This window comes from Streptomyces sp. NPDC060366, assembly GCF_042725135.1.
Classification (GTDB): domain Bacteria; phylum Actinomycetota; class Actinomycetes; order Streptomycetales; family Streptomycetaceae; genus Streptomyces.
Genome location: NZ_JBHXDC010000026.1, coordinates 48,780 through 72,149 on the forward strand (window position 1 = coordinate 48,780; position 23,370 = coordinate 72,149).

Here is a 23,370-nt window from a genome sequence, read left to right on the forward strand (position 1 = left end):
CCGTTGCCTTTTCGGTGGAGGCTCACCTTCACTGAGAACGGCAGCCCGTCAGCCACTGGACCGCCGGCTGCCTCGGCCCTCAAGGAGGAAGGCCCATGCGGCCGTTCGTCGCACTCTTCTCAGCACTGTTCCTGGTGCCGCTCGTCCCGGGCCAGGCCGCCGCGGAACCCCCCGACATACCACCCCAGGAACCGGGCGTGACCATGCGGGTGTTCGACGTGCAGGTGCCTCTCGAAGACTTCTGCACGCTCAAGCCCGGCCAGACGCCCAACATCGACAAGCTGAAGCCGACGATCGACTGGACCACTCCGGAAGACTTCGGGCTGGGGGAGAATTTCGTCACCGAGGTCACCGGCTACCTCGACATCCAGACACCCGGCAAGCACAACTTCCGTATCACCAGCGACGACGGATCCCGGTTGATCATCGATGGCACGCAGATCATCGACAACGGTGGCAAGCACGGCCCTCAGCCGAAGGACGGCTCGGTCGAGCTGACCGAGGGTCATCACCCGCTGCGCATCGACCACTGGGACGGCGCCTTCACCCAGCGCCTCCTGCTGGAGTGGCAGCCGCCGGGTGCGGCCGGGTTCTCCCGCGTGCCCACCTCGGCGCTGAGCACCGACGCCGACGTCACCCGAGTCACCTCGCCGGGACGCAAGGCGTGCGAGGGCGTCGACGAGTCTCCCGGCGACGGTCTGCCGCTGGCCGGCGTGCACCCCGACTACACGCTGACGAACCTGCGTCCCGACGGCTTCGAGCCGCAGGTCACCGGCATGGACTGGCTGCCGGACGGCCGCATGGCGATCAGCACGTGGGGCGGCAGCAGGGAGAGCGAACTCGGCGAGGTGTACCTGCTGGACAACGTCACAGGCGCCACCGACCCGTCGAAGGTGACCAAGAAGCTGGTCGCCAAGGACCTGTTGGAGCCGATGGGCCTCAAGTACGTCGACGGCACCCTGTACGTGTCCGAGAAGGACGGCCTGACCGCGCTGATCGACAAGGACGGTGACGAGGTCACCGACGAGTACCGCAAGATCGCGACCTGGCCGTTCGGCGGCAACTACCACGAGTTCGCGTTCGGCCTGCTGTACGAGAAGGGGCACTTCTACGTCAGCACGGGCATCGCCATGGTTCCCGGTGGCGCGACCAGGGACCCGCAGCTCGTGCCCAACCGCGGCAGCACTCTCAAGATCAACAAGGCCACCGGCAAGGTGTCCTACGTGGCCGGAGGGCTGCGTACACCGAACGGCCTCGGCTGGGGTCCGGAGGGCGACATCTTCGTCACCGACAACCAGGGCGCCTACCTGCCGACATCGAAGCTGGTGCGCATCAAGCAGGGCGCCTTCTACAACCACCACACGAACCCCGACGGCGTGTACGACAGCCAGCCGGTGACCGAGCCGGTGCTCTGGCTGCCGCACGGTGAGATCTCCAACTCGCCGAGTAATCCCCTCGTACTGCCCAAGGGCCCTTTCGCCGGCCAGATGGTGTTCGGTGACGTGACCTACGGCGGCCTGCAGCGGGCGTACCTGGAGAAGATCGGCGGCGAGTACCAGGGCGCGGTCTTCCGTATGACGCAGGGTCTGGAGGCCGGCGTCAGCCGGATCAGCCTCGGCCCGGACGGGGCGATCTACGCCGGCGGCATCGGCGACTCGGGCAACTGGGGCCAGCAGGGCAAGCTCAAGCACGGCCTGCAGAAGCTCTCGCTCACCGGCGACGACGCGTTCGACATGCGTGCCATGCGCGCGGTCGACGGCGGCTTCACGATCGAGTACACCCAGCCGCTGTCCGAGGAGACCGCGAAGGACCTGGCGGCGAAGTACACCGCCGAGCAGTGGCGGTACGTGGCGACCCCGAGGTACGGCGGCCCGAAGGTCGACGAGGAGACCCTCGACGTCACCTCGGCGACACTGTCCAAGGACCGGAAGACCGTGACGCTGAAGATGGACGGCCTGCGGCCCGGCCGGGTGGTGCACGTACAGTCCCCGCGCCCCTTCGCCGCTGAGTCCGGTGCCGAACTGTGGAGCACCGAGGCGTGGTACAGCCTCAACACACTGGCCGACGGCTCCAAGCCGCCGCCGGTGTACGAGGCGGAGTCCGCCTCGCTGGACGGCGGGACCGGGTTCAACGACAACCACTCCGGCTACTCCGGCGCGGGGTTCATCGACCGCAACTGGGAACCGGGTGCCCGCACCACCTTCGCCGTCCGAGCCGACAAGGCCGGCCGCCACGACCTCGCCCTGCGGTACGCCAGCGGGATGAACTCGGACCCGGAGCCCGTTCCCCGGTCGATGAGCGTGTATGTCAACGGCGAGCGCTGGAAGCAGATCTGGCTCGACAGCACACGCACCTGGAACACATGGGCGACCCACGTCGAGTCGGTGCCGTTGCGGAAGGGCGCGAACACCATCGCCTACGTCTACGAGTCCGAGGACGTCGGCCATGTGAACCTCGACAATCTGACCGTCACTCCGACGAAGCGCGTCAGCCTGTTCGACGGGGCGAACCTCGACGCCTGGGAGTCGGCCGCCGGTGGTCCGGCGAAGTGGCCGGTGGCGGGCGGCTCGGTGGAGTCGCTCGGCGGAGACATTCGTACGAAGGAGAAGTTCGGCGACTTCCGGATGCACGCCGAGTGGTACCAGCCGGACTACCCCCCGGAGGTGACCGGACAGGCCCGGGGCAACAGTGGGGTCTACATCCAGGAACGCTACGAAATGCAGGTACTGGAGTCCTTCGGGGTCGCCACGCCCCGCATCGACGATGCGGGCGCGATCTACCGGCAGAAGGCGCCGGACGTCAACGCGGCGACCGCGCCCCGCACTTGGCAGAGCTACGACATCGAGTTCCGGGCGGCTCGCTTCAACAGCGACGGCGACAAGGTGGAGAACGCCCGCGTGACCCTCCGCTGGAACGGCAAGTTGGTGCACAAGAACGTCAGCATCGCCGGCACCACAGGTGCGGGCCGGCCCGAGGGCCCGGCACCGGGCCACATCCGGTTGCAGGACCACGGAGACCCCGGCGACAACCCGAGGTTCCGCAACATCTGGATCGAACGGCTCTGACCCCCTCGCCACGGCTGGTGGCGGACCCGTTCCGATACATGGCGACGGCTCCGCCACCAGCGTTGGCCTGTACCTTGATCCGGCGGTGGTTGCCCCGGCCGCGACAACGGCAGCAACCGCAGCCTCGACGCGGAGTGGGTCGACGTCACCAACACCGGTCGCCAGGCCGTGAATCTCCGGGGCTGGACCCATCGATACCGAGTCCTGGCGCCACCCGGAGGCGGCGGACGTCACGTTCGACGACGCGCGGGAACCGGTCGTCACACAGTGGAGCGCGCGATGCGGAACCCTACGTCGTCGACTTGGAAGGTCGGGTGACTGCGGCGCCGCGCAGAGGCGCGGCAACTCCAGTGCTCATCGAACCAGCCTCCGCCGCGGAGTACTCGGTAGGTGCCGTAGACCTCGGCGTCGTAGACGTCCCAGCACCAGTCCCAGACGTTGCCGAGCATGTCGTAGAGACCCCACGGGTTGGGGCGCTTTTCGCCCACGGCGTGGATGCGCTCGTGCGAGTTGCCCCGGTGCCAGGCGATCTCGTCGAGCGGCCCGTACCGTGGGCCGGTCGTGCCCGCCCGGCAGGCGTGCTGCCACTCGGCTTCGGTCGGCAGCCGATACCCGTCGGCGGATGCGTCCCACTCGATGCCTTCGCTGTCGGCAGGGAGGAGGTGGTAAGCGGGCGTGAACCCGTCGCGCAGGGACAGGGAGTTGCAGAACCGCACCGCGTCCCACCAGGAAACGCACTCAACGGGCAACTGGTCCCCATGGGCGGTGCTCGGCCGCTGGCCGGTTACCTGCGCATACAACGCCTGGGTGACCGGGAATGCCGCGAGCTGGTACGGCGCGACCTCGACCGGCCAACTGCGCTGCGTCCGCCGGTCCGACAGAGTTACCTGCCCCGGCGGGATGACGACCATCTCGTTTCCCGCGACCACATCCATGATCAGGAGATCCTACCGAGACTTGTCAGTCCGCCACGGCGGAGACGAGGCCGGCGATCGCCAGATGCGTGTCGTCGTAGTGCTCGCGATGTCCGATGTACCGCTGAAGGGTCCGCCACTGTTTGGGCTCGGCGTTGGCGTGCGCGACGTAAATCCGTTCTGAAGACGGCTGCTTGCGGCCTGTTCCCATGCCGCGCCATCCACGGGACAGCCAACTCGGCGAGGAGCGAACCGAGCTGTTTCCTCGGGATGCCAGTGCAGATGGGATGTGAAAGAGCCGTACGGGCCATGACGGACGTCACAATCTCTTCAGTCCGTACGGCTCCCCTCATGCCATGGCGAGGCACGGGATTTCGCGAGAAGTCTGGTCGATTTTCTCCCTGCTTCATCAGAGTTCAGGCAAGGAGAGGTCGGGCTGCGGCCCCTCACCACCGGAATTCACCGTCGTAGAGGCGTCGGTGCCACCATTCGCCATGCCACCGCGGGCGCCGGTAGGCGTGCGGGTCGGGCAAGGTCCGGCGGCGGAGTTCCGCGTCCAGACACGCCACCAGTCGCCCGAGTTCGGCGCGGGGCGGCTGTGGAAGTGAACGCAGCGCTTCTTGCAGAATGTCCCGGGCGTTCGCCACGTCGACGAGCGAGGACTCCGGATGGGGCGAGGCTGGGAAGTACAGGTCCAGGTAGCGGCCGGGCTGTCGCAGGAACGCCCGGTAGTGCTTGAGCGCGGCTTCCACCGCCCCTTCCCACAGCCCGGCCCAGGAGTCACCGTGCTCACGCTCCGTGCGCTGGATGTCGGCGCAGGTGCGCTCGCACAACCCGGGAATTCGATAGGTCCGAGGGCTCCAGACGGGCGGGACCGGACTTTCGGCGCGAAGCGCGCCGGGCCGTCTACGCGGCATGGGCCTTTCGTTTGGTCATCATGCCGCGATCATGCGGGGCGGCCTGACAGCCCACAAGTCCCTGCGGCCCTTACCGCTTCCCGGCAACTCGCACCATCCGAAACGCTGTCCCCAGGGATGGACGAAGCCACCTGCTCCAGCCCTCCGGTTTACCCGGTGCTACCGATCCGCCAGCACCGGCCGGCCGCCACCACGCCCCCGGTCGGGGGCGGCCCGCTCGGACCCCTGCCGTGCAGCAGGAGCCGGGGAAGCGAAAAGCCGGGCCCCTGTCCGGGGCCCGGCCCGCCGCGTGCTCGTGCGCCAACACGAAGCACGCAAATTGTCCCTGTTCAAGCGTGGTTGGAGCCGACCGCCTCAGAGAACGCCGTGCATCGAGCAACGGCCTCCCGGATCGTGCCAGCCCGCCGATTCGACGGCAACCAAAGTGAGACGTGTGCGGTACAACGCGACCCCCCTGTCGGAACCAGGAGTAACAGGAGCACTGACCGCGTCACCCGGGCCGCGCGTCCTTCCTGGTCACCCAATCGGCCACGGTTGTCCCAGTATTCCGATTGCTGTCCCAGCCTCACGCGCGACTAATTATCCACCGGGACTGGCATACGACAACGGGCCTCGGGCGGGTAATCAGGCTGGCACGATGCTCATCACTGCTGCTGGCAGCGCCAACTGCCGGTGCAGGAGCCGTATTTGGAGCACCGTCTCGGCGCGTCCGCGCGCCGTGCTGAACCTTGGAGAACATCGTGCTGGCACGTCCTACCACGACGCACTGCGTCCTGCCCGTTCCGAGCACGCTCGGCGGCGCGGAAGCCGTAGTCGTCATCGTGATCGTCGTGATCTCTGCCGTCCTGAGCGCCGCGGGCACACCGGAGGCCGACACCCTGCTGCTGCTCGCCGGTGCCGGCACGGTTGGAGCCTCGATCGCGGCGTTGGCCGCCCGGGGCCCCGGATTCATGCTGCGCTCCCTCGTCCAGGGCCTGTCGGCTCCTGGACGTCACTGAACGGGGCACCGCTCATGGGACGCCCCGAGAAGGAAATCCCTCATCCTGAGAGCGCCCTCGGTGCTCTCGCCGTATACCTGCGACGCGCCCGAGCCCGAGCGGGACTTACCTACGGTCAGATGGAGGTGCGCTGCGAGATCAGCATCGCCACCCTGGCCCGCGCCGCCGGCGGCGAACGCCTGCCCACCAAGTCCGTGGCCGTCACCTACGACCAGGTGTGCCGTGGCGGCGGTGATGTCCACGAGCTGTGGGAGAAGGCCCATCGCGCGGAACGCGGCCACAGGACCAGTGTGGTCGCCGCGCCACGCCTGGACCTCGTGAGCAACCGTGCGGACCTTGGCAACGCGTTGGTGAAAGTCCATTCGCAGCTGGGCGCACCAAGCCTGCGGGTCATGGAGAAGCGGGCCGAGGAGAAGGTGAAACTGCACGGGACTCTCTCCCGCTCCACCGCGCACCGCATCCTTACCAGAAGCGCTCTTCCCAAGAGTCCGCAGCAGCTCCAGGCATTTCTGAACGCCTGTCAGGTTCCGGAGCGTGACCACACGATGTGGCACAGCGCGTGGAGACGCGCTCAGCGTCAGCACGAGGACGAACGGCCCCGGCGGACCAAGCCGGAACTTCCGCGCCGGCCGATCCGCCCGGAGGTCGCCGTCACCATGCTGCACGATGCGGGGTTCACCGCGGAGGAGAAGTTCCGTGGCCTCACCCGGCCGTGGACCGTCCGCTGCCAGACCTGTCACACGCTCTGCCGCATCCGGCTGTCCGACGCCTGGCAGACAGGCGTCGGCTGCCCCGGGTGCCAACGTTCCGGACGACGCGTCCCGCTGTCTTCTCCGGCGGTCCGTGAAACCCCGGCGAAGGTGTGCCCGGTCTGTGACGATCCTTCGACCGCTCATCCGCGGGACGGGCTCCGTGAATGTTCCGGCTGCGGGAAAGAGCCGGCTGAGCGGATGGATCAGAACCAGGCCGCGCTCACTTTCTCGACAGCGGGCTCGCCGTTCCGCATACCGGCGAGGGGTAAGCCTGGAGCCGGTCGATCGGGTCTGCGGGGGCGCCTCTGAACGCTGTGGCGAAACCAGCCCTCGGGCTCGGCAGGGCGCCCTCAGCCGCTGTCCTGATCACGGACACAAGGGCTTCAAGATCCCGCTCCAGGACGCGTCAACTCGCGCGCAGGGAGTAGCGCGCGCCCAGCTCGGCGACGCTGTGCCACATCAACTCGACACGTCCTTCCGTCGTCGGTCATCGCCGGCTGTGGCGGGGATGGCGTTGTCGATGAGGACGGCGGCGATGGCGGCGGCGGTGGGGAAGGCGTCGGCGTTGAGGACCCGGGTGCGGGCCGCGGCGCCGTCGATGAGCAGGGCGAGCTGTTCGCCGAGTTGTTCAGGGTCGGCGGCGCCGGCTTCGCGGGCGGTGTCGGCGAGCCGTGTGGCGACCGCTTTCTTGTATTCGCGCGCGTACTGGGATGCGGGGTGCTGGGGGTCGTGAAGTTCGACGGCGGCGGCGATGTAGGGGCACAGGGGGGTGGTGGTGGGGATGTCGAAGGCGGCGAGGAGCCGTTCGCGGGGCGTGAGGTCGGTGCGGTCGAACACGCCTGACAGGACGGAGGGGTCGAACCGGCGCAGGTACTCGGCGACGAGTTCGTCCTTGCCGGTGAAGTGCTGGTAGGCCGTGCGCTTGGACACCTGGGCCGCCGCGCAAAGCTGGTCCATGCCGGTGCGGTTGATGCCCTGCTCGCGGAACAGTTGCTGGGACGCGCCGATGATGCGCTCGCGGGCGCCCCGGCCGCGGCGGCGGCCCGTGGGGCCCTTCTCCAACTCCGTCATGGGTCCACCGTACCGCAGTCAGGTAACGACCGGTGTACATAGTTTGCGTCCCAGCCGACCGCCCCGTACCGTAAGCACACAGGGCGGTGTACATAACACTGTCATCCCAGGTGCGCACGGCACCACCGATCCAAGGGAACGACTATGGGAAAGCTCGACGGCAAGGTCGCGGTCATCACCGGCGGCACCACCGGCATGGCGCTGGCAGGCGCGAAGCTGTTCGTCGACGAGGGAGCGCACGTTTTCATCACCGGCCGTCGTCGGGACGCCCTGGACGAGGCCGTTGAGCAGATCGGCCGCAACGTCACCGGCGTCCAGGGCGACGCCGCCGACCTGGATGACCTGGACCGCCTGTACGACACCGTCAAGCGGGAGAAGGGAAGCCTCGACGTGCTGTGGGCCAGCGCCGGCGGGGGTGCGCCCGCCCCGCTCGGCGAGATCACCGAGGCCCACTTCGACGCCGCGTTCTACCTCAATGCCCGCGGCACCCTGTTCACCGTCCAGAAGGCCCTTCCGCTCTTCAACGACGGTGGCTCCATCCTCATGACCGGGTCCAACGCATCCCTCGGCGCCTTCCCCGGCTGGAGCGTCTACGCCGGCAGCAAGGCCGTCCAGCAGGCATGGGCCCGCGTCTGGCTCAACGAGCTCAAGGACCGCCGCATCCGCGTCAATGTCCTGACACCCGGCCAGGTCGCCACCGCCAAGCAGGAAGAACTCTTCGACGAGGCCACCAAGCGCCAGTTCGAGTCCCTCATCCCCCGCGGCCAGATGGGCCGCCCCGACGAAATCGCCACCGCCGCCCTCTTCCTGGCCTCCGACGACTCCAGCTACGTCAACGGCATGGAACTCGTCGCCGACGGCGGCACCACGGCCATCTGACCACCACCAGGACAGGACATCTCATGAGCAGCATCAGCATCATCGGCACCGGGAACATGGCCCGCACCATCGGCGCGCGGGCGATAGCGGGCGGCAACACCGTCGAGGTGATGGGCCGTGATCGGTCCAAGGCCGCTGACCTGGCCAAGGCTCTCGGCAGCGAGGTCACGACGGGAGAATGGGGCACCGCCCCGGCCGGGGACATCGTCATCGTGGCCCTGCTGTACGACGGCGTCGTGCCGGCCATCGCCCAGTACGGAGACGCCCTCGCGGGCAAGGTCATCGTCGATATCAGCAACCCCTTCAACTCCACGTTCGACGGGCTGGCCCACCGCGAGGAGACCTCGGTCGCGCAGGAAGTCGCCAAGGTCGCCCCGGCAAGCGCCAACGTGGTGAAGGCGTTCAACACCGTCTTCCGCCATGTCCTGGAGAAGGGTCGGCCCGACGTCTTCATCGCCGGCGACAATGCGCAGGCCAAGGCAAGTGTGGAGGCGTTCATCGAGACCCTCGGGCTGCGCCCGCTGGACGTCGGCGGCCTGAAAATGGCGCACTGGCTGGAAGGAGCGGGCGTGGTCACGGTGGGCCTCGCCAACCACGGGGTGGGTAACTTGGACTTCGCCCTCGGCATCGCCGAACTTCCCGCCGAGTGAGGCGCTCAAAGACCTGCCCGGCGACGCGTCCATCCCCATAGGTGTCACCTCCGACGCGGGCGGCTTCGACGGGCTCGGTGTCCTGCCGTTGATCGCGCGGACGATCCGCCCTTACGCGGCCGGACCTCCGGGGCGACCGCTGCTGTCGTCTCCCTCGCCCTGCCCTTTCAAATGAGTCGGGTCCGGGGAAGGCCGGGCGCAGCTTTCCCCGGCCGCGACAACGGCAGCAACCGCAGCCTCAACGCGGAGTGGGTGTCCGACAGCGACGGCAACTGCTACACCTTTGATTTGCGTCTCGCGGGCCGCTCCACCGTCCGAGTCACATCGGCGGGGACGGAGCGCTGCCCCTTGCCGGCGTTTCCGGCCGTCAGTTGAAGATGTCCAGGAGGTCCAGCCAGGAGCCTGCGTCGTCGGCGGGGCGGGGCCGCATCGGGAGCGGATCCGGGTAGACCTCCGCCGCGGCCCTCGCGCGGACGATGTCGGGCCCGCCGCACGCCGCGACCGCGAAGGCGCCGAAAACCTTGGCGAACGCGGCCGGGTCGCGGAACTCCACGCCAAACGCTCGGCCGTCCCGCAGCGGCACCCACACCACCCGGTCGAACCGTGTCCATTCCAGCACCGGCTGGTCGTCCGCGGTTGACCGCCCCTCCAGCCACAGCCGCGCCACGTGCAGCAGGTTCACCTTCTCCATCGACAGCCGCTTGCGCCGCACCCGCAGTTCACGCGCCGTCAGCTCGACGCGCTGGTCCTTCTTCGGGTACCAGACGACGCCGATCCCGAACGGCACCCACAGGAGGATCCCGATCATCGGCCAGACCAGCGCGTCGCCCCACGACCGGAGCAGCCCGCCGTCCAGCAGGTAAAGGGCCCCGAAGACCAGCACCCACTTCGCTGTCATCCGCCAGAATCCGCTGCCCTGCCGGTACAGGACCCGTCGCTTCCCCGTCATGGCCATGCCCGCACGCTATCCGCAGCCCCGCAGCTCACCGTAGGCGCCCTCCGCCACCACGGGGGGCGGGTGGCGTCACCGACGCGATAGCCCTCGCCCTGGGCCGCACGCTCCCGTGACAGGGGAAGAGCTGATCGCCGCGTCAAGAACGTTGCCGCGATGGCCATTTTCGGGGGACGTGGCACCACCTGCGAGCTTACCGGCGTCAAGACCGTCTCATCGCTGAGCGTTTCCGTCCGGTCTGTCCGGGAAGAGCCCGCCCAGGAGCGGGGTGGCGGACGTTCCCATGATCAGGCCGGGCTTGGGGGAGCCGATCGGGTGGGGCGGTCGTGGGGCGCGTTTGCCGAGCGTGGGCGAGGGATACCCGACGGTGATGCCGCAAACGTCCGAAGTGATGCTCCACGTCAATGGCGAACCGCACCGACTGACACTCGACAACCGCACCACCGTGCTCGACGCGCTGCGCGAGCACCTGCACCTCACCGGACCTAAAAAGGGCTGTGACCAGGGCCAGTGCGGCGCCTGTACGGTCCTGGTGGACGGTCGGCGCGCCAACAGCTGTCTGATGCTGGCCGTCGCCCAGAGCGGTGCCCGCATCACCACGGTCGAGGGTCTGTCGGGCGGTGGTACGGACGGTCTTCACCCGCTGCAACAGGCCTTCCTCGACCACGACGGCTTCCAGTGCGGCTACTGCACGCCCGGCCAGCTCTGCTCGGCGCTCGGCGTCATCGCCGAGGCGGCCGGCGGCCATCCGTCCCATGTCACCGACGCGGCCGGCCCGCCCCCGGGCCGGCCGGTGCCGCTCACCGCCGACGAGATCCGCGAACGGATGAGCGGCAACATCTGCCGCTGCGCCGCGTACCCGCACATCGTCGCGGCGATCGAGGACGTCGCGGGCGCGACGGACGGCAGCAGGGGCGATGCCCGGGTGGTGGCTTCATGAAGTCCTTCACGTACGAACGCGCCACCGACCCGGACCAGGCCGTCGCCGTCCTCTCCCGCGATCCGAACGCCCGCTTCCTCGGCGGCGGCACCAACCTCGTCGACCTCATGAAGCTCGGGGTCGAGACCCCCGGCCACCTCGTTGACGTCGCCCGACTGCCGCTCGACCGCGTCGAGGAGACCGACGACGGCGGTCTCCTCATCGGCGCCACCGTCCGCAACAGCGATCTCGCCGCAGACCCGGCCGTCCGGACGCGTTATCCGGTGCTGTCGCAGGCACTGCTCGCGGGTGCCTCGGGACAACTGCGCAACTCGGCCACCACCGGCGGCAATCTGCTCCAGCGCACCCGCTGTCCGTACTTCCAGGACGTCACCAAGCCGTGCAACAAGCGGCAGCCCGGCTCCGGTTGTCCCGCGCGGGAGGGCGTCCACCGCGATCTCGCGGTGCTGGGGCACTCCGAGTCGTGCGTGGCGACGCACCCCTCCGACATGGCGGTCGCACTCGCCGTGCTCGACGCCGACGTACTGCTGCTGGGCCCGGACGGTCGGCGGACCGTACCGCTCACCGACTTCCACCGGCTGCCCGGCGACCGCCCCGACCTGGACACCGTGATCCGGCCGGGCGAACTCGTGACCGGTGTCCGGCTGCCGGCATCGTCCGCCGGTCTGCCGTCCGCCTACCGCAAGGCCAGGGACCGCGCCTCGTTCGCCTTCGCGCTGGCGTCGGCCGCCGTGGCGCTCGACGTACGCGACGGTGTCGTACGGGAGGTGCGGCTCGCCTTCGGCGGGCTGGCCCACAAGCCCTGGCGTGCCACCACCGCCGAAGCCGCGCTGGTCGGCGGGCCGGCCACCACCGACGCCTTCGACCGCGCCGTGGCGGCGGAACTGGCCGCCGCCCGGCCACTGCGGGACAACGGATTCAAGATCCCGATCGCCCGCAATCTGGCCGTCCGGCTGCTCACCGAACTGGCCGGCCCCGGCGCGACCACCGTCGACCGCGCCGATCCCCGTCACACCGGCCACGAGCACGGAGGAGACCGGTGACGACCAGCCGAGAGCGGGCCCTGGGTTCCGCCGCCGTCAGGATCGAGGGCCCGGCCAAGGTCAGAGGCACGGCCAGGTACGCCGCCGAGCACACCCCGCCGGGCTGCCTCTACGCGTGGGTGGTGACCGCGACCGTGGCGCGTGGCCGGATCGAGTCCTTCAACACCGCCACGGCCCTCGCCGAGCCCGGCGCCGTCGCCGTACTGACCCATGAGAACGCGCCCCGGATCGGCGAGCCCGAGGACCCGACGTTGGGTGCGCTGCGCGACGACCGTGTGCCGCACCGGGGCTGGGTCGTCGCCGTCGCGGTGGCCACAAGCCTGGAAGCGGCGCGCGCCACCGCCGACGCGGTGCGCGTCACTTACGTCACCGAGGACCACGACGTCGTCCTCACCCCCGACCATCCGGGCCTCTACACACCCGAGTTGGCCAACGGCGGGCACCCCGGGACCCGCGAGCGCGGCGACTTCGACGCCGCCTACGCCGCCGCCCCGGTCACCGTCGACGTCACGTACTCGATGGACCCGATGCACAACCATCCCATGGAGCCGCACGCCGCCGTCGCCCAATGGAACGACGGGCGGCTGACGGTGCACGACTCCAGCCAGGGGTCGAGTGCCGTACGCGAGACGCTGGCGGCGCTCTTCGCCATGGACCCGGCCCACGTCACCGTCATCAGCGAACATGTCGGCGGCGGCTTCGGCTCCAAGGGCACCCCGCGTCCGCAGCCGGTGCTGGCAGCGATGGCGGCCCTGCATGTCGGACGCCCGGTCAAGCTGGTGCTGCACCGCTCCCAGCTTCCGGCGCTCGTCGGACACCGGCCGCCGACCATCCAGCGGGTGCGGCTCGGCGCGGGCCCGGACGGGGTGATCGACGCACTGGCGCACGAGGTGACCACGTACACGTCCACGATCAAGGAGTTCGTGGAGCAGGCCGCCACACCCGCCCGCACCATGTACACCTCGCCGCACAGCCGCACCACCCATCGCGTCACCGCGCTCGACGTGCCGTCGCCTTCGTGGATGCGCGCGCCCGGCGAGGCGTCCGGCATGTACGCGCTGGAGTCGGCGATGGACGAGCTGGCCCTGGCCGCCGGGGTGGACCCGGTGGAGCTGCGGGTGCGCAACGAGCCCTCGTACGAGCCGGATTCGGGCCGACGCTACAGCAGTCGCCATCTGGTGGAGTGTCTGCGCGAGGGGGCCGGACGGTTCGGCTGGCGGGACCGCGATCCGCGCCCCGGGGTGCGGAGGCAGGGCCGGTTCCTGCTGGGCAGTGGCGTCGCCGCCGCCTCGTACCCGGTGCTGATCTCACCGTCCACCGCCGAGGCGCGCGCGGAGGCGGACGGCGGATTCCTGGTACGGGTCAACGCCACCGACATCGGTACGGGAGCCCGCACCGTGCTCGCCCAGATCGCGGCCGACGCGCTCCACGCGCCCCTGGACCGGGTCCGGATCACGATCGGCGACAGCGACCTGCCGACGGCCCCGCTGGCCGGCGGTTCGTCGGGCACCGGCTCGTGGGGGTGGTCCGTCGACAAGGCGTGCCGTGCGCTGCGTTCACGTATCGAGGCGGCGGGCGGCGCCGTGCCCGCCGAGGGGCTGTCCGCGAGCGCCGACACGGCGCAGGACGTACAGGCAGGATCGGAGTTCGCCCGCCACGCCTACGGCGCGCACTTCGTGGAGGTCCAGGTGGACACGGACACGGGTGAGATCAGGGTGCGCCGGATGCTGGGGGTCTTCGCCTCCGGTCGCATCCTCAACTCCCTGACGGCACGCTCCCAGTTCATCGGCGCGATGACGATGGGGCTCGGCATGGCGCTGATGGAGGGCTCGACGATCGATCCCGTGGCCGGTGACTTCGCGGAGCGCGACCTCGCCTCGTACCACGTGCCCGCGCACGCGGACGTGCGCTCGGTGGAGGCGTACTGGATCGAGGAGGACGACCGGCATCTCAATCCGATGGGCAGCAAGGGCATCGGCGAGATCGGCATCGTCGGCGCGGCGGCGGCGATCGGCAACGCGGTGCACCACGCGACGGGGATCCGGCTGCGTGAGGTGCCGATGCGGCCGGACAGACTGCTGCCGCATCTGGGCTGACGGACGAGAAGGATCCGGTCGGTGATACGCGGCTCAGCGCTTCGCGGCCGGTGTTCGGACATCCGGGCCACGGCGTACGCGACGGCATCGAACAGCGCGAACAACCAGGCGCCCGCACCGTCCACGGAGCCCCGCGCCCGGGGGCGGTCGCGCTCGAAGGCCGCACCCGGCTCGTCGACGCGGTCCGAGGAGATCGCGCTGTCGCGCACCGTGCTCCACACGCGGCCCCGAGGGGTCGTAAGGGCGAGGGAGTTGTCGACGCGCGGCGAGGGGACTGTGTTCACCCAGCCGGCAGTTGGGTACGTGGCCGTCCCGAAGCGAAGGCCTCCGGGGCCGTTCGCGAAACGAACGCGATGCCTCCGCTGCTACGCCGCTCGGCCGTTGACGGGCCGTAGGGACGGCGGTCCGCGCGCGGGTCGGTGTGGTCCACGGCACGCACCGCCGCCGCCCGGTCGTGGTTGTGAGCGGCGGCGGGCGGTTCGGCCTGGCTATGGTCGCGAGAACGGGCTCTGGTTCAACTTCTGTGATGCGCGCGCTGCGTGACGCGGACGGTCCGGTTGATGGACCGGGCCTGTGCTGCAAGCTGACAGGTCAGCTCGTCGGCCGACGTACCCTTCGGCCATGTCACGCATGTCGTCGGCCACAAGAGCCGAGCTGGACGCGGAGATAACCGACTTCGGTGAGGTGCTGGCCGGGCACCCCCACGTCCTGGGTCCTGCGGATGATGAGGCGCTGCTGGGCGCGTGGACCGTGGCGCTCAACGCGTACGAGGAGGCGAAACGCGTCCTCGGCGCAGCGCGGACGGAGGCGGGGGCCCGTTCGTCAGTGCGGCGAGCACTGGACATGGGGCGGAAGGCCATCGCGCGGGTCGACAGCCACTCGGGCCGCGAGGCACCGCAGTCCTCGCCCTGCTTCTTCGACCCCGAGGCACGGCCGTTCCACGGCCCGACTCCCTTGGGCACCGCCCGGAGGCGCGTCCCGGTTGGTGCCAGTGTGCGCGGCCGACGCCGGTCGGCTTCAGGAGGGCCGGCCGAAGCGGGGCGGCCACAGGCCCCGCAGAAAAAGCGCCCGAAGCGGGGTAACCGGGATGAGCGGCACCTGCGGCGCCCTGTCGTACGCCTCGACAGTCCAGGGCCACAAGAGTTCAGGCACCACTGGACCCCCGAGGTTCCCGCTGCGCTCGTTCTACGTGCTGCTTCGTACGGGAAGCCCATGTCGACCACCCTGCCCCTCGGCCGATCCTCGGCGGTGCTTCCCTGTCTCTGCCGCCGAAACCGGCGTGGCTGGCCGTGCAGTGCGACGGCACCTGGACTCTCGACGTTGGTCGCGACAGGGCCGGGTCGCCGACATCGGCGTAATACACGGCGGTGGCTCAGCGCCATTCAGTGCGGGTGCATCACAGAACCTGTGCCAGAGCCCGAGAACGGGCAGCAGATGTTCGCCACTTCGGGAGGCGGCACAGCACTTCCGGGAACTCGAACACTGAGTGAGTCGCTTGCCGTGGTCACAGGCGGCGACTGGCACTTGCCCGCGATCGTCGAGACTCCACGACGGTGGCAGGCGCCGTTCCCGCAACGGATGAGAAAACATGTTGGCCGGCTGCCGGCGAGCTGCGACGATGCGTCTGTTTCCCAGGCGGAGGACATTTGTTCGTTTTCGTGTGTGCGGGATGCGGCGCCGAGTTGACCACCCCGCTGTCCCAGGTCTCGCTGCCGGTCCACGCCCGTCAGAAGTACGGGAACGGAGCCCAGCTTCCGGTGCTCATGGAGTCCGGGACGTTTGCCGTGGACCCGGACCCTTGGGGAGGGCCGTGGCGGATGTGGGCCGAGATCGATCCGGGCGAGGCGGAGGCACGCGGCATCTACGCGCCGGTCTACGCACTGTCCGACAGCGCGCCCGGGGCGAGTGTCATCGCGCCCGGTGATATCCGTGGAACCCGGCTGATCCCTGAGAAGCGCGGCGGTGCCTGCTGCGGCCTCGACGGAGCCGACGGGCCCAACATGGCCTGCGAGGCATGCGACCTCCCCGTGGCGACCAGGGTCGACGACTGCTCCCTCTGGCAGGCGATACGGCTCAGCTCGGACGTCGTGCACCGCGTCCCCGTTGACGGTATCCACGCTGTGCGCCACTCCTGGGCGGAGCTGGCGGAGAAGGGGGAGAAAACGCCCCCGTTCGAGCCGATTGCCACGTGGGGAGGACGGTCGGGGTCGAACCACTACTGGTCGTGGAGCCCGCAGTGGGAAGCGGCGGCCGGCCAGGCGCTCGCCCACCTGCTGCTTGCCTCCCAAGGGCAGCCGGTGGAGGTCCCGGGCGGTCTGACCGAGGACGTGTTCCAGCGCGCTCTCGACGCCCTGCTGCCGGGAGGTCCCCCGAAGCGGCGCGCCGTCCTGGCTGGACCGGGACAACCCGCCCCGGAGGCGGGCGTCGACATCCTCCTCGTACCGGTCCATCCTCAGACAGGTCGGACCTGGGCCCCGGCTGGCCCGACCGCGTCGGCATATCTGGTGCCCCTGCCGCTGGGTGTGTGGCTGTGGCTGGTCTCTCCCCAGCCGCACTTGCCGGTTCCGGCGTCAGGCCGCATACCTCGAGACGTACTCCGCGACGACCCGCTCCCGCTGCTCCCCAACTACCTGTTCCGGGCCGACAGGGGAACGTTCCAGCACACCTTGGTCCGGCTCCCAGCCGTGCGCAGCCCGTGGCTGCGCACGATCCTCGAGAACCTCACGCAGGGCACCTCAGCCGGCCTTTTCTAGCCGCCGGCAATCGAGCAGCGGCATTTTCCGTGGAGGGCTGACTGAGTGTGATGTCAGTGGTGTGTGGTGGGGTGGCCGGACTCTACTGACGTGACCTGCTGGGAGTCTGCCTTGATGGCCGTGTACTCGTCTCTGACCCAGGCCCTGGCCGAGGCCTTGGTCGACGTTCTGAGGTTCATCGAGGGCAGTGAAGACGAGCAGATGGATCCGGACGACGCGGTCAAGGTGCTGGAGGGCGTCGCCCACCTGTTCAGCAGGTTGTCGAGCAACCAGCGGAGCGAACTGATGGACCTGCTCGGGACGATGGCTGAAGCCGAGTCCGATCCCGCTCGGCGAGAGTTCCTGGAAGGGTTCCCGGAAGGCTTCGGGCTCCTTGACGATGTGGTCTGACCTGGGCTTCACGAGTAGAGCCGGACGATCCGAGCGAAGGCCACCCGGTGATCGCCGATCAGCTCAGCAACGTGCGGTGTGCTGGTGCCCTCCGGTACGGAGCGCGGCCGCCGGACTTCCGGGCGTGCGCGTGCTGTCCACCGGCGACTACCTGATGGTGCCGACGACCGAGCCGGGCAGTGCTGCGGCGGGAGGTGGGGTTTGGGTGTTGGGTAGGCGTCGAGCGGTGGTCGGTGGCGGTGAAGGTGGCGACCGCCGCCCCGCCATCCGAGTACAAGGGCCGCACGCCCGGAGCGTTGCGATCCTTGGTCACCGCGAAGGGCGACCGCCACTTGATCGCGCCGATCTGCGGGCCGAGCGCCAGGGCGTTGCGATCCTCGGTCGCCCCGAAGGGCGACCGCCACGCTGCATGGTCAGGGGTTTCACTGCACAGTAGTTGGCGTGCTTGCGGAGCCGGGGTGTTCACGTGGGTTGAAAACGGAAATTCTCCTTCGGTGTGATGGGCGTGCTGCGTGTGTGCTTAGGGTTCCGATAGTCGTAGTCCGCGGTCGGGGTGCAGGCATCGGCTGTCCTGTAGGGGAGAGCTGCTTCGGAACCTCAAGCAAGCACACGACACGCGGACCGCACCCAAGGGGAATGTCGGCATTGCTGCTTCCCGCGGCGGGAGCTCAGGCTGACCTGCCGGAAATGATGGTCAAGGACTCGGCGAACTGCTGGTCGCCGGCCGAGGCTATCGGCACGCCGGCTCCGTACTGGAGCCGGACCCGCGTCACGCCGTCAGCGCTGCAGTGTCAGCAGACCCGGACGGTAGGGCAGGAGGCCGTAGTCGCCGCCGGAGTTGGGGCTGCGCCCCTGGTAGAGCAACTGCAGGTTGCAGGGATCTACGGTCATGGTTTGATCAGGGCTGCTGCGGATCAGTTCGCCATGGCTGATGTCGTTGGTCCAGCCGGCGCCACTGTTGGCCTTGCCGGCGAAGGGGTTGCTCTCGGTCGCGGCCTGGGGCGTCCATGAGCCGTTCAGACCGGTGGCAGTGAACGAGCGGAAGTAGCGGCCCTGCGAGCCGATCGCCTCGACGATCATGAGGTAGCGGTTCTGGCCCTGCAGCTTGTAGACCTGCGGGGCTTCGAACAGGTTGTTCGTCGTATCACTCATGATCACTGTCGAGGTCGTGCCGAAGCTGCCCGGGAAGTTCCCGATCGGCATACTGGCCCGGTAGATCTTGCCGTTGTCACCGGCGAAGAACAGGAACATGTTCGTCCCGTCACCGATGAGGGTCTGGTCGATGGGTCCTGTCCCGGAGCCGGAGATGCTTCCGGAGAAGAGCTCCTGCTGGGATGACCAGCCATTCGGGTTGGTCGGGTCGCTCGACGTCCGGTAGGAGAAGGCGGTTCCGCCCCACTGGTAGGCGAGCACCCAGATGTTCTTCGGTGCGAAGTAGAAGAGCGTGGGCGCCACGGTGGAAGTCGACATCGCGTTCTGGCTGGCCGAGGCCATCTCCGACCAGTTGGTGAACAGGCCGAAGCTCATCGAACCCCAACTCGTCCCCGTGTCGTGCGTCGTCGCCTAGACGAGTTGCCTGCCGTTGTAGGGGACGACGGTGAGGTCCTTGAGCGAGACCCATCCCGGCTTGGGCTGCGCCAGCGCGCCCGTTGATGTCCAGCGGTACGTCGACGGAAGATCGCATGGGCCGGGGTTGTCGTCGCCGACCTTGACGAGCTGCCACTGCTGGTTGGTGCCGCCCCAGTCGTCGTACTGGACGATGTTCGCGTTGTCGGCGGTAGAGGCGCCTTGCGCTTCGAGGGCCTTGTTGCTGTGGCGCGAGATGAACCTCACGTAGCCATCCGAGCTGTCGGCCAGCCGCCACTGCTGGTTGGTGGCGTTCAGGTCGGCCCACTGGACGATCGAGTCGCCGTTCGCGGTGGACCAGTTGTAGACGTCCAGCACCTTGCCCGAGTGGCGAGACTTGACGCGGTAGTAGCCGCCCCCGGAATCGACGAACTGCCACTGCTGCTGGTACTGATCGTTTCTGGTCCACTGGGTGATGCGGGCGCCGTCGTTGGTCGCCATGTTGTAGACATCCAGGGCCTTGCCGCTGTTGCGGTTGACCAGCACATATGAGGCGTTGGGGTCGACGGTCGCCGCGTCGGCGGGCTGGGCGCCGAGGAAGGCAGCCACAAGGAGCAAGGGCGCGAGGACGGCCAGGAGGCGTCTTGGACGGACCGGGGACGGGTGGCGAAACCACATCAGAGGGGCTCCTTTGGGGGCGGGGGCGAGGCAACCGCGATGAACTGCGGAGCGGCCGCTCCGCGGCACAGTGATGTTTCGAAAGAGTTTCGAAAAGTTCCCGGATTCTCTGATGCCACAAGCTAGGAATACGGGGCGCTCCGGTCAAGGCTCGGCGCCGATCTGTCCATAAACAGCGCCTGCTCCTTGGCCTTGAGAAGCTTCGTACCGACCGGAAGCACCCCACATTCTGGCCCTGGCACCGGCCCCACAGCGTCCGCGGACGACTCGGCACCAGGCTCACCGGGATCTCGGAAATTTTCGGGTGTAGACCCGAAACTTTCTATGTCGGGCGTATTGACGACCCCTCGTGAGTGCCTCAATCATCTCTACCTGTGAGACACCGGTCATAGCGCGCGAGCTCGAACCCCGTTGGTCCTGGGCCAGTGCCGCACAGCAGATCCGCCCACAGTCGCGCAAAGAATCCGCGTACCCGAGCGCCTGCGCCACCCTCTTCTCCGGTGGTTTCGCGCTGTTCGGGTTCCGGGCCGCCCCGTCCGTCTGCCCAGTGGGAGCGGGCGACGCATCCCCCCGCGATTCATCACTTCCGTGATTCCTACCCTGGAGGCACAGCCATGGGCTTGTATGCCCTTCCCAGAACCGTTGTCCGCCGGAAGATCCGCGTTCTGCTGCTGGCGCTGGTCGCCGGCGTCCTCGGCGCCGTCGCCGCACTGGGCGCGCCACCGAGAGCACACGCCGCCGAGAGCACGCTCGGTGCCGCGGCGTCGCAGAGCGGCCGCTACTTCGGCACCGCCATCGCCTCGGGCAGGCTGGGTGACTCGGCGTACACGACGATCGCGGGCCGTGAGTTCAACTCGGTGACGGCCGAGAACGAGATGAAGATAGACGCCACCGAACCGCAGCGGGGCCAGTTCAACTTCACCGCCGGTGACCGCGTCTACAACTGGGCGGTGCAGAACGGCAAGCAGGTGCGCGGTCACACCCTGGCCTGGCACTCCCAGCAGCCCGGCTGGATGCAGAGCCTCAGCGGCGGCACGCTGCGCCAGGCGATGATCGACCACATCAACGGCGTGATGGGCCACTACAAGGGCAAGATCGCTCAGTGGGACGTCGTGAACGAGGCCTTCGCCGACGGCAGTACGGGAGCCCGGCGCGACTCCAACCTGCAGCGCACGGGCAACGACTGGATCGAGGTCGCCTTCCGCGCGGCGCGCGCCGCCGACCCGGCCGCCAAGCTCTGCTACAACGACTACAACGTCGAGGACTGGACCTGGGCCAAAACCCAGGCCATGTACGCCATGGTCCGAGACTTCAAGCAGCGCGGCGTGCCGATCGACTGTGTCGGCTTCCAGTCGCACTTCAACAGCGGCAGCCCTTACAACAGCAACTTCCGCACCACATTGCAGAGCTTCGCCGCCCTCGGCGTCGACGTGGCCATCACCGAACTCGACATCCAGGGTGCCTCGGCCACTACCTACACCAACGTGACCAACGACTGCCTGGCCGTCCCGCGCTGCCTCGGCATCACCGTCTGGGGTGTTCGCGACACCGACTCCTGGCGACCGGAGCACACGCCTCTGCTGTTCAACAGCGACGGCAGCAAGAAGCCCGCCTACACCGCCGTCCTCAGCGCACTCAACGGCGGCTCCTCCACGCCCCCTTCTGGTTCCGGACCGATCAAGGGCGTCGGTTCGGGCCGCTGTCTCGATGTACCCAACGCCAGCACCACCGACGGCACACGGCTCAACCTGTGGGACTGCCACAACGGAACACAGCAGCAGTGGACCTATACCGCCGCCGGCGAGCTCAGGGTCTACGGCAACAAGTGCCTGGACGCCGCCGGCACGGGCACCGGCACCCAAGTCCAGATCTACAGCTGCTGGGGCGGCGACAACCAGAAGTGGCGCCTCAACTCCGACGGATCCATCGTCGGAGTCCAGTCCGGCCTCTGCCTCGACGCCGTCGGAGGCGGCACCGCCAACGGCACCCTGATCCAGCTCTACTCCTGCTCGAACGGCAACAACCAACGCTGGACCCGCACCTGATGGGACCTGCCGCAAACGGAAGGTCGAATCGCTGAGGACTCACGTTGCGGCTCCCCCCGGGGCCCTCCACGACGACATCGCTGATGGTCCCGGGGCACCGCAGTGCCGTGCTGGCGGCGCCCCTCGAGCGCTCCTGGACAGCCGCGCGCAGCATGGCGGCGTGCCCGGGGTCGGTGCCCTTGCGGGCCGCGCTGCGCGCCGGGCAGGAGGACGCTGCCCGTGATCTGGTCACCCTGGGCAGCGGCGACAGCGCGGTGTCGCCCGTCTGAACAGCGAACGAGATCGCGTGGGGGACAGGGCAGTGAGCGCGGGTCTTTTGAAGGCTCCCGTGCGTCGCGCCGCCGGAAAGTGGAAGGCGATTGCTCATCCTGCCGGAGACCGTACCGATCTTCGTTCTATCACCGGCATGGGGATCAGCCGGCTGTCGGAGGGTCTGCGGGGCGCGAGGAGGATTTCGACGGATGCGCGGCCCATGGCCTCGTGGGGCAGTCCGACAGTCGTGAGGCCGGGTCTCAGGTAGGAGGCGAGCTCGTCGTTGTCGAACGAGACCACCGAGACGTCGTGCGGGACGGACAGGCCGTGGTCGGCCAGTGCCTGGTACGCGCCGAACGCGAGGCGGTCGTTCATGCACAGCAGGGCGCGAATGTCGCTCCGGCGTTCGAGGAGGGAGTGGGTCACGTCGTAGCCGTGGTGCGGCTCCCACTCCCAGCACGACTCCTCGGCGGCGAATCGCATCCCTCGCGCGGCCATCTCCGCGCGGATGCCGGTGATCCGCTGCGCGACGGTGGTGGAGCGGAAGAGGCCCCTCTCGGCCTCTTCGTTGTGCCCGATGAGAGCGATTCCCTCCCGGTGACCGGCGTCGGCGAGGAGCTTGACCGCTGAGCCCCCTCCGGTGAGTTCGTCCGGAAGTACCGAGACGGGGTGCTTCTTGTTTGTGGCGTTGAGCATGACCACTCGCGTGGTCGACGGGATTTCGGGCACGAACAGCTCCCGGGCCCGCATGACGGCGAAGATGATCCCGTCGACCTGACGGTCGAGTACGGCCCCTATCGCCTCGGACTCGCGCGCCGGGTCGCCGCCGGTCTCCAGCACGAGGATGACATGCCCCGCTCGCTGTGCGGCGTCCAGCGCTCCGCGGATCAAACCGCTCGCGAAACGGGTGGTGGCGACGACATCGGAAATGAATCCGATGGTGAGGGTCTTGTCGGTTCGCAGGCTGCGGGCGGCAACGTTCGGCCGGTAACCGAGTTCGGCGGCCGCCTCGTTCACACGGGCATGAGCATCGGCGGAGAGCCGGGTGTCCGGCCGGCCGTTGAGGATCATCGACGCGGCGCTGGTGGACAGCCCGGCACGCCGAGCGACATCTGCGAGCGTGACGCGCTTGGGCGGCATGGATTCCTCTCCCGTGCGGCGCGACGTGACGGGCGTGCGCGCTGGTCTCAAGATAATCACGGCATCCGGCCCGCTGAGAATTCTTCCTTGACAGGGGCTGCGGCACGTCCGACTATGAGCACCGCTAAATGGTTTTAGCAAGCAGTTTAGCCCCATCTGTTCATGGGGTCCTGCCTCGCGCCCCCTCCCGGAGCCGACCGTCTTACGTCGACGGCACTCGCCTGTGGCTCCGCGGAAGCACCTTCCCCGGAGCACGCTCAGACAACGGA

The 23,370-nt window shown here is 68.7% G+C and carries 18 protein-coding genes and 1 pseudogene; 12 read left to right on the plus strand and 7 right to left on the minus strand.

Features of this window, described 5'->3' with window-relative positions:
• The first annotated feature begins 95 nt into the window (after nucleotides 1-95).
• The gene (locus tag ACFWHU_RS35535; protein WP_385795509.1) at nucleotides 96-3,065 is read left to right on the plus strand and encodes a family 16 glycoside hydrolase; all 2,970 of its coding nucleotides are present in this window, start codon (nucleotides 96-98) and stop codon (nucleotides 3,063-3,065) included.
• Between the two features lie 260 nt (nucleotides 3,066-3,325).
• On the opposite strand, the gene ACFWHU_RS35540 is transcribed toward ACFWHU_RS35535, so the two are convergent.
• The 3 genes from ACFWHU_RS35540 to ACFWHU_RS35550 all read right to left on the minus strand — a co-directional run bounded on the left by ACFWHU_RS35540 (nucleotide 3,326) and on the right by ACFWHU_RS35550 (nucleotide 4,812).
• Nucleotides 3,326-4,000, minus strand: a complete 675-nt coding sequence (locus ACFWHU_RS35540) for a formylglycine-generating enzyme family protein (protein ID WP_387230209.1) — start codon at nucleotides 3,998-4,000, stop codon at nucleotides 3,326-3,328.
• 25 nt (nucleotides 4,001-4,025) lie between these two features.
• A complete protein-coding gene (locus tag ACFWHU_RS35545) occupies nucleotides 4,026-4,190 on the minus strand; it encodes a hypothetical protein (RefSeq protein ID WP_387230211.1) in 165 nt (54 codons plus the stop codon).
• A gap of 235 nt (nucleotides 4,191-4,425) precedes the next feature.
• Entirely contained in the window at nucleotides 4,426-4,812 is a 387-nt protein-coding gene (locus tag ACFWHU_RS35550; RefSeq protein WP_387230213.1) for a hypothetical protein, read from the minus strand.
• A gap of 824 nt (nucleotides 4,813-5,636) precedes the next feature.
• Between ACFWHU_RS35550 and ACFWHU_RS35555 the strand changes: the two genes are divergently transcribed.
• The gene (locus tag ACFWHU_RS35555) at nucleotides 5,637-5,894 is read left to right on the plus strand and encodes a hypothetical protein (RefSeq protein WP_387230215.1); all 258 of its coding nucleotides are present in this window, start codon (nucleotides 5,637-5,639) and stop codon (nucleotides 5,892-5,894) included.
• Between the two features lie 14 nt (nucleotides 5,895-5,908).
• Complete coding sequence (locus ACFWHU_RS35560) at nucleotides 5,909-6,955, plus strand: helix-turn-helix domain-containing protein (protein ID WP_387230217.1); 1,047 nt, start codon at nucleotides 5,909-5,911, stop codon at nucleotides 6,953-6,955.
• A 150-nt stretch (nucleotides 6,956-7,105) separates the two neighbouring features.
• Here the strand turns inward: ACFWHU_RS35560 and ACFWHU_RS35565 are convergent, their stop codons facing one another.
• Nucleotides 7,106-7,717: a TetR/AcrR family transcriptional regulator gene (locus ACFWHU_RS35565; protein ID WP_385795521.1), complete on the minus strand. Its 612-nt coding sequence runs from the start codon at nucleotides 7,715-7,717 to the stop codon at nucleotides 7,106-7,108.
• A gap of 144 nt (nucleotides 7,718-7,861) precedes the next feature.
• On the opposite strand from ACFWHU_RS35565, the gene ACFWHU_RS35570 reads away from it, so the two are divergent.
• Entirely contained in the window at nucleotides 7,862-8,596 is a 735-nt protein-coding gene (locus tag ACFWHU_RS35570) for an SDR family NAD(P)-dependent oxidoreductase (protein WP_387230219.1), read from the plus strand.
• 23 nt (nucleotides 8,597-8,619) lie between these two features.
• Nucleotides 8,620-9,246, plus strand: coding sequence for an NADPH-dependent F420 reductase (locus ACFWHU_RS35575; protein ID WP_387230221.1), 627 nt, complete (start codon nucleotides 8,620-8,622; stop codon nucleotides 9,244-9,246).
• Between the two features lie 367 nt (nucleotides 9,247-9,613).
• Here ACFWHU_RS35575 and ACFWHU_RS35580 read toward each other — a convergent pair whose 3' ends face one another.
• A complete protein-coding gene (locus ACFWHU_RS35580) occupies nucleotides 9,614-10,201 on the minus strand; it encodes a hypothetical protein (protein ID WP_385795528.1) in 588 nt (195 codons plus the stop codon).
• 367 nt (nucleotides 10,202-10,568) lie between these two features.
• Between ACFWHU_RS35580 and ACFWHU_RS35585 the strand changes: the two genes are divergently transcribed.
• The 5 genes from ACFWHU_RS35585 to ACFWHU_RS35605 all read left to right on the plus strand — a co-directional run bounded on the left by ACFWHU_RS35585 (nucleotide 10,569) and on the right by ACFWHU_RS35605 (nucleotide 17,420).
• Entirely contained in the window at nucleotides 10,569-11,138 is a 570-nt protein-coding gene (locus tag ACFWHU_RS35585) for a 2Fe-2S iron-sulfur cluster-binding protein (protein WP_385795532.1), read from the plus strand.
• Nucleotides 11,135-12,181, plus strand: a complete 1,047-nt coding sequence (locus ACFWHU_RS35590; protein WP_387230224.1) for an FAD binding domain-containing protein — start codon at nucleotides 11,135-11,137, stop codon at nucleotides 12,179-12,181. Before ACFWHU_RS35585 ends, ACFWHU_RS35590 begins: the two co-directional genes overlap by 4 nt.
• A complete protein-coding gene (locus ACFWHU_RS35595) occupies nucleotides 12,178-14,277 on the plus strand; it encodes a xanthine dehydrogenase family protein molybdopterin-binding subunit (protein ID WP_387230226.1) in 2,100 nt (699 codons plus the stop codon). The genes ACFWHU_RS35590 and ACFWHU_RS35595 overlap by 4 nt, the downstream gene beginning before the upstream one ends.
• A gap of 1,646 nt (nucleotides 14,278-15,923) precedes the next feature.
• Nucleotides 15,924-17,030 carry a hypothetical protein gene (locus ACFWHU_RS35600; protein WP_387230228.1) on the plus strand — a complete coding sequence of 369 codons (1,107 nt, stop codon included), beginning with the start codon at nucleotides 15,924-15,926 and terminating at the stop codon, nucleotides 17,028-17,030.
• A 114-nt stretch (nucleotides 17,031-17,144) separates the two neighbouring features.
• The gene (locus ACFWHU_RS35605) at nucleotides 17,145-17,420 is read left to right on the plus strand and encodes a hypothetical protein (protein ID WP_387230230.1); all 276 of its coding nucleotides are present in this window, start codon (nucleotides 17,145-17,147) and stop codon (nucleotides 17,418-17,420) included.
• 777 nt (nucleotides 17,421-18,197) lie between these two features.
• Here ACFWHU_RS35605 and ACFWHU_RS35610 read toward each other — a convergent pair.
• Nucleotides 18,198-19,664: pseudogene (locus tag ACFWHU_RS35610) on the minus strand (non-reducing end alpha-L-arabinofuranosidase family hydrolase).
• A 614-nt stretch (nucleotides 19,665-20,278) separates the two neighbouring features.
• On the opposite strand from ACFWHU_RS35610, the gene ACFWHU_RS35615 reads away from it, so the two are divergent.
• Both ACFWHU_RS35615 and ACFWHU_RS35620 read left to right on the plus strand, forming a co-directional pair.
• Entirely contained in the window at nucleotides 20,279-21,709 is a 1,431-nt protein-coding gene (locus ACFWHU_RS35615; protein ID WP_385795549.1) for an endo-1,4-beta-xylanase, read from the plus strand.
• Between the two features lie 44 nt (nucleotides 21,710-21,753).
• Nucleotides 21,754-21,978 (plus strand): hypothetical protein, encoded by a 225-nt coding sequence (locus ACFWHU_RS35620; RefSeq protein ID WP_387230232.1) that lies wholly within the window; start codon nucleotides 21,754-21,756, stop codon nucleotides 21,976-21,978.
• Nucleotides 21,979-22,072: 94 nt separating this feature from the next.
• Here ACFWHU_RS35620 and ACFWHU_RS35625 read toward each other — a convergent pair whose 3' ends face one another.
• Nucleotides 22,073-23,101: a LacI family DNA-binding transcriptional regulator gene (locus ACFWHU_RS35625; protein WP_387230234.1), complete on the minus strand. Its 1,029-nt coding sequence runs from the start codon at nucleotides 23,099-23,101 to the stop codon at nucleotides 22,073-22,075.
• Nucleotides 23,102-23,370: the final 269 nt, after the last annotated feature.

Excerpts from the sequence above, each read along its gene's own strand:
- ACFWHU_RS35535 (WP_385795509.1), top strand. The coding sequence starts at position 96 with ATGCGGCCGTTCGTCGCACTCTTCTCAGCACTGTTCCTGGTGCCGCTC.
- ACFWHU_RS35540 (WP_387230209.1), bottom strand. The coding sequence starts at position 4,000 with ATGGATGTGGTCGCGGGAAACGAGATGGTCGTCATCCCGCCGGGGCAG.
- ACFWHU_RS35545 (WP_387230211.1), bottom strand. The coding sequence starts at position 4,190 with ATGGGAACAGGCCGCAAGCAGCCGTCTTCAGAACGGATTTACGTCGCG.
- ACFWHU_RS35560 (WP_387230217.1), top strand. The coding sequence starts at position 5,909 with ATGGGACGCCCCGAGAAGGAAATCCCTCATCCTGAGAGCGCCCTCGGT.
- ACFWHU_RS35565 (WP_385795521.1), bottom strand. The coding sequence starts at position 7,717 with ATGACGGAGTTGGAGAAGGGCCCCACGGGCCGCCGCCGCGGCCGGGGC.
- ACFWHU_RS35570 (WP_387230219.1), top strand. The coding sequence starts at position 7,862 with ATGGGAAAGCTCGACGGCAAGGTCGCGGTCATCACCGGCGGCACCACC.
- ACFWHU_RS35575 (WP_387230221.1), top strand. The coding sequence starts at position 8,620 with ATGAGCAGCATCAGCATCATCGGCACCGGGAACATGGCCCGCACCATC.
- ACFWHU_RS35580 (WP_385795528.1), bottom strand. The coding sequence starts at position 10,201 with ATGGCCATGACGGGGAAGCGACGGGTCCTGTACCGGCAGGGCAGCGGA.
- ACFWHU_RS35585 (WP_385795532.1), top strand. The coding sequence starts at position 10,569 with ATGCCGCAAACGTCCGAAGTGATGCTCCACGTCAATGGCGAACCGCAC.
- ACFWHU_RS35590 (WP_387230224.1), top strand. The coding sequence starts at position 11,135 with ATGAAGTCCTTCACGTACGAACGCGCCACCGACCCGGACCAGGCCGTC.
- ACFWHU_RS35605 (WP_387230230.1), top strand. The coding sequence starts at position 17,145 with ATGGCCGTGTACTCGTCTCTGACCCAGGCCCTGGCCGAGGCCTTGGTC.
- ACFWHU_RS35615 (WP_385795549.1), top strand. The coding sequence starts at position 20,279 with ATGGGCTTGTATGCCCTTCCCAGAACCGTTGTCCGCCGGAAGATCCGC.
- ACFWHU_RS35625 (WP_387230234.1), bottom strand. The coding sequence starts at position 23,101 with ATGCCGCCCAAGCGCGTCACGCTCGCAGATGTCGCTCGGCGTGCCGGG.